The organism is Variovorax sp. P1_H12_2, from assembly GCF_056405335.1.
The window spans coordinates 1-3,991 of record NZ_JBFUCI010000515.1; the positions used below are offsets into that span (position 1 = coordinate 1).

General features: G+C 67.8%; 6 protein-coding genes and 2 pseudogenes. 6 read left to right on the plus strand and 2 right to left on the minus strand.

All coding sequences use genetic code 11. The features are described 5' to 3' along the window. From AC1D2K_RS31375 to AC1D2K_RS31395, 5 genes and pseudogenes are all read left to right on the plus strand, one after another. Positions 1 to 649, plus strand: a 649-nt coding sequence (locus tag AC1D2K_RS31375) for an ABC transporter permease (RefSeq protein ID WP_478093926.1), incomplete at its 5' end; no start/stop codon positions are given. Positions 650 to 687: 38 nt separating this feature from the next. Next, the gene (locus tag AC1D2K_RS31380; RefSeq protein ID WP_478093928.1) at positions 688 to 870 is read left to right on the plus strand and encodes a hypothetical protein; all 183 of its coding nucleotides are present in this window, start codon (positions 688 to 690) and stop codon (positions 868 to 870) included. After that, a pseudogene (locus AC1D2K_RS31385) lies at positions 824 to 928 on the plus strand (hypothetical protein); the annotation flags it as partial. The gene AC1D2K_RS31380 and the pseudogene AC1D2K_RS31385, both read left to right, overlap by 47 nt. 61 nt (positions 929 to 989) lie before the next feature. Continuing rightward, positions 990 to 1,349 (plus strand): hypothetical protein, encoded by a 360-nt coding sequence (locus AC1D2K_RS31390; protein ID WP_478093935.1) that lies wholly within the window; start codon positions 990 to 992, stop codon positions 1,347 to 1,349. A gap of 141 nt (positions 1,350 to 1,490) precedes the next feature. Then, positions 1,491 to 1,595: pseudogene (locus AC1D2K_RS31395) on the plus strand (DUF2784 family protein); the annotation flags it as partial. A gap of 19 nt (positions 1,596 to 1,614) precedes the next feature. Here the strand turns inward: AC1D2K_RS31395 and AC1D2K_RS31400 are convergent. After that, complete coding sequence (locus tag AC1D2K_RS31400) at positions 1,615 to 2,820, minus strand: MFS transporter (RefSeq protein WP_478093929.1); 1,206 nt, start codon at positions 2,818 to 2,820, stop codon at positions 1,615 to 1,617. Positions 2,821 to 2,915: 95 nt separating this feature from the next. Here AC1D2K_RS31400 and AC1D2K_RS31405 point away from each other — a divergent pair, with 95 nt between their 5' ends. Next, complete coding sequence (locus AC1D2K_RS31405; protein WP_478093931.1) at positions 2,916 to 3,536, plus strand: TetR/AcrR family transcriptional regulator; 621 nt, start codon at positions 2,916 to 2,918, stop codon at positions 3,534 to 3,536. A gap of 74 nt (positions 3,537 to 3,610) precedes the next feature. On the opposite strand, the gene AC1D2K_RS31410 is transcribed toward AC1D2K_RS31405, so the two are convergent. Further along, positions 3,611 to 3,991 (minus strand): hypothetical protein (locus tag AC1D2K_RS31410; protein ID WP_478093933.1); only part of this gene is annotated, 381 nt, incomplete at its 5' end.

A 3,991-nucleotide genomic window follows, 5' to 3' on the forward strand; every position in this document is an offset into this window, starting at 1 on the left:
GGTGTTCAGCTATCCGGATTTCCAGGAAGGATTTCGCTCAAGCATGGTCGTCACCGGATGGTCTTCTTTCCTGGCTTTGGTGATCGGGACCTGTCTTTCCATCGCCGTGAAGCGGTTGGAATTCAGTGGCAAGCAGCTCCTCCTCGCAATCCTGCATTCGCCGCTGGTGGTGCCGCATTTCACGTTGGGGCTGGGCCTGCTCATCCTGGTGTCGCAGACCTCGGTGCAACGTGGATACGGCATCGTCATCCTGTGCCACGTCATGCTGGTGCTGCCCTTTGTGCTCCGGAGCGTCTATGTCTCCATGGAGAACCTGGACGAACGGCTTGAACAGGCGGCGGCCAGTCTGGGCGCGTCGCCGGTGAAGGTGCTCTTCACCGTCACGGTTCCGCTTCTGGCTCCGGGACTCTTCGGTGGATGGCTGTTCGCCGCCATCATGTCATTCAGCGAATTCACCGCATCGCTTTTCGTGACGACACAGGACACGCAGACGCTGCCGGTGGCCATGTACAACTACGTTCGGGAGTTTGCCGACCCGACCCTGGCGGCGCTCTCCGCTGTCTACATCGCGGTGACGGCAGCTCTGCTTGCGTTTGCCAACTATTTTCTGGGCTTGGGGAAGATCCTCAACATCGAGGACAGCCAATAGTGCGGTGCGCGTGAAGTCATGGAACTTATCTGCCCGGCATGCTCGAATCGACCAGCGCGTCGTGGCTGAACCTGGTCGAGCGCTTCTTCCGCAACGTCGACGACAAGCGCATCCGGCGCGCTCGACGGCGAGTTGTTGAACAGGTAGAGCGAGGGAATGCGCGGGTGCGCGACGATGGCCAAATTCTTCAACTGCTCGCGCCCACCGGCCGTGGCCAATGAGGCATTGCAATGCCATGGCATCGGGTTCATCGAAGAGAACCCGATGGTCCGCATCTACCGGGAGGCACCGCTCAACAGCGTTTGGGAAGGTGCGGCCAACATAATGTGCATGGATGTGCATGGATGTGCGCCGCGCCATGCGCAAGGACACCAGTTGCTGGGAAGCTTTGTTGGCAGACATGCAAAGCGTACGGGGGCAGAGCAAGGTGTACGACGCCTTTGTGCAGCGCTTGCCGGCGCTGGTGGAAGGCATGTTAGAAGACGAGTTCCTGGCACGGCCAGCCAGCGAAGCACTGTCTCGGGCGATACAGGGGGCCGAACTGTTGCGCCACTCCACGCCGGAGGTCATTGACGTTTTCATGGCGACCCGCCTGGGCGGCTCCGCTGGCAGCTGGGGCGMGATGTTCGGAACGATGGGAGCGGCCGTCAGCAAGGCACAAGCAGACACGATCGTTGATCGAGCGCAAGTGATGCGTTGACCGAATTGAAGGCTGAATCGCCCGTGTTTCAAGGAAGCTCCATCTCTCGAGAAGACGGGCGGCGTTGGAGCCTGCGGCTGAATCGGAAGCCAGCCTCGCGCCAAGCCACCGAAGCGGCACTACGCAGGAACCGCATCGAGGCTGGCGTGGCTGCATCTGCCGGCCGGCGCGTGGGCCGGCTGGGTGGTGTCGGCAGGCTGGATCTGCCCGCTGACGCCGATCGAGAACGCGTTGCGCCGCAGCGCCGGCGAAGCCGGTTCCCGCCTCAGCGGCGCACGGTGCCCATCAGCGCCAGCAGCGACAGCCCGACGACGCCGCTGCCGAATGTCATCGCGGTGCGCACGATGTCGCCCTGGTGCGCGACGTCATAGCCGGCCAGCATCGCCGGCAGCCCCATCGCCAGGTAGGCGATCACGAACAGCACGGACAGCACGCCGGCCCGCTCCTGCGGCGCGATCAGCGCGACCACGCTGCGCAGCGCGCCCTGGAAGCCGGTCCCGAAGCCCAGCCCGGCGATCGCGCTGCCGACCAGGAACAGCAGCACCGAGTGGAACGAGATCGCCGTCATGACGATCGCCATCCCGGCGATCAGCGCCAGCGAGCCGAGCCGCATCAGCGCCCTCGGCGAAGCCTCGCGGATCAGGAACACCGCCAGCGCACCGCTGCCGGCCAGCACGAACAGCGCCAGCCCGCCGAGCAGCACCGAGGTGGTGCCCGAGAAGCTGCGGATCAGCGTCGGGCCCAGCGAGGCGTAGAAGCCGGCCATGGCCCAGACCGCGACCAGCGCCGGCGCCGCCAGCAGCAGCGGGCCCCGCACCGCGGGCGGCACGGCCAGCCGCGGCTTCAGCGAGGCCAGCGCACCGGGCCGCGCGGGCGCGCTCTCTTCCATGAAGAAGACCGCGACGCCCTGCAGCACGAAGACGACGCCGAGCAGGGCATCGACCAGATGCATCGGGGCCGGCAGGTACTGGATCATGAGCCCGGCCACCAGGCCGCCGGCGGCGGTCCCCATCATCGGTGCCACCGAGTTCGCGATCGCGCCCCGGCCCTTGTCGATGTCGAGCAGGCCGGCGCCGGCCGCCGCGATGGCGGCACCGGCGGACAGGCCCTGGACCACCCGCGCCAGCAACAGGTCCGGCAGGCCGTGGGCGGTCGCGAACACCCACATGCTCAGCGCCTGGGCCGCGGCGGCGCCGATCAGGATCGGCCGGCGCCCCACGTGGTCCGACAGCCGGCCGGCGACCAGCAGCGCGGACAGCACCGCGAGCGCATAGATGCCGAAGGCCAGCGTGAGCATCGTGGCCGAGAAGCCCCACTGCTTCTGGTAGATGGCATAGAAGGGCGTCGGCGYGCTCGATCCGGCCAGGAAACCCAGCGTCATCGAGGCCTGCAGCAGGAAGGCGGCGTTCGACGACAGGCGGCGCCGGGCCTGCGGCGGTGCGGCGAGAGCGGTCGGGCAAAGGGATGACATGGCGGGCTCCGAAAAACCATACAGACCGATCTGTCTGGCTCTTGCAGTGTACAGACCGGTCTGGTAATGTCAAGCCCATGGAAACGAAACAATCAGTGGCTCCGGAACGCCGCTCGGCGCGCGAGCGCCTGCTGGCGGCGGCAGACGAGCTCTTCTACGAAGGCAGCATCCACACGGTCGGCATCGAGCGCGTGATCGAGCGCGCGGGCGTCGCCAAGGCCTCGCTCTACGACTGCTTCGGCAGCAAGGAGGCGCTGATTCGCGCCTACCTGCAGGCGCGGCAGGAGGCCCGCGAGGCGCGCATCGGCGCCAGGATCGCGGCCGGTGCGACGCCGCGCGATCGCCTGCTCGCCGTCTTCGACGCGATGGAGGACGTGATGGCCGCGCCCGGGTTCCGGGGCTGCGCCTTCAATCGGGCGGCGGCCGAGTCGAAGCCGGGCACACCGGTCAAGGCCGCCTGCGACGACGCCCGTGGATGGATGAAAGCGCTGTTCACCGGCTTGGCCCGGGATGCCGGCGCCGCCGATCCCGACCACCTGGCGACCCAACTGGTGCTGCTTTACGACGGCGCATCGGTTTCCGGCCAGTTGGGGGCGGGCAGCAGCGCCGCGGTCGCGGCGCGCGAGATGGCGGCGCTGATGCTGGATGCGGCGACGTCGAGCGGCCGCGCCAAGCCGAAGCCCAGAGCCGCGGCGCAGCCCGGCGCGCCTTGCTGACGATCGTCATCTCGCGATCGTTGGCGGTCAGCTCGAATCATCGCGCGGGCGCGGTGTCGAGGCCTGCGGCTGGATCAGAAGCCAGCCTCGCGCCAAGCCACCGAAGCCGCGTTGCGCAGGAAGCGCATCGCCGGCACCTCCCACTGCCCGGCGATCGCGACGCGGCCGCGCCACGCCGGGTTGGCGGCAGGCAGGGCCTGGTCGGCGTCCAGCACCACTCGGTAGACCGCGTGTTCCGGGTACAGCGTGTCTCGCGCGGGCGCGCAGGTCCAACTCCGCGGAAGACAGGCGCAGCAGTGGCTGGCCCGGCGGCACCGCCTGTCCGTTGGCGACGAGCAGTGCGTCCAGCACGGCATGCGCCGGGGCGTAGAGGGCCCCAGCCGGTTGTGCGGCTGCAACAGGCCGGAGGTGCGGACGTGGTCCGGCCACGGCACGAAAAAAATGAACACCAGCAG

Coding starts and splice junctions, on each gene's coding strand:
- AC1D2K_RS31380 (WP_478093928.1), top strand. CDS start 688: ATGCTCGAATCGACCAGCGCGTCGTGGCTGAACCTGGTCGAGCGCTTC.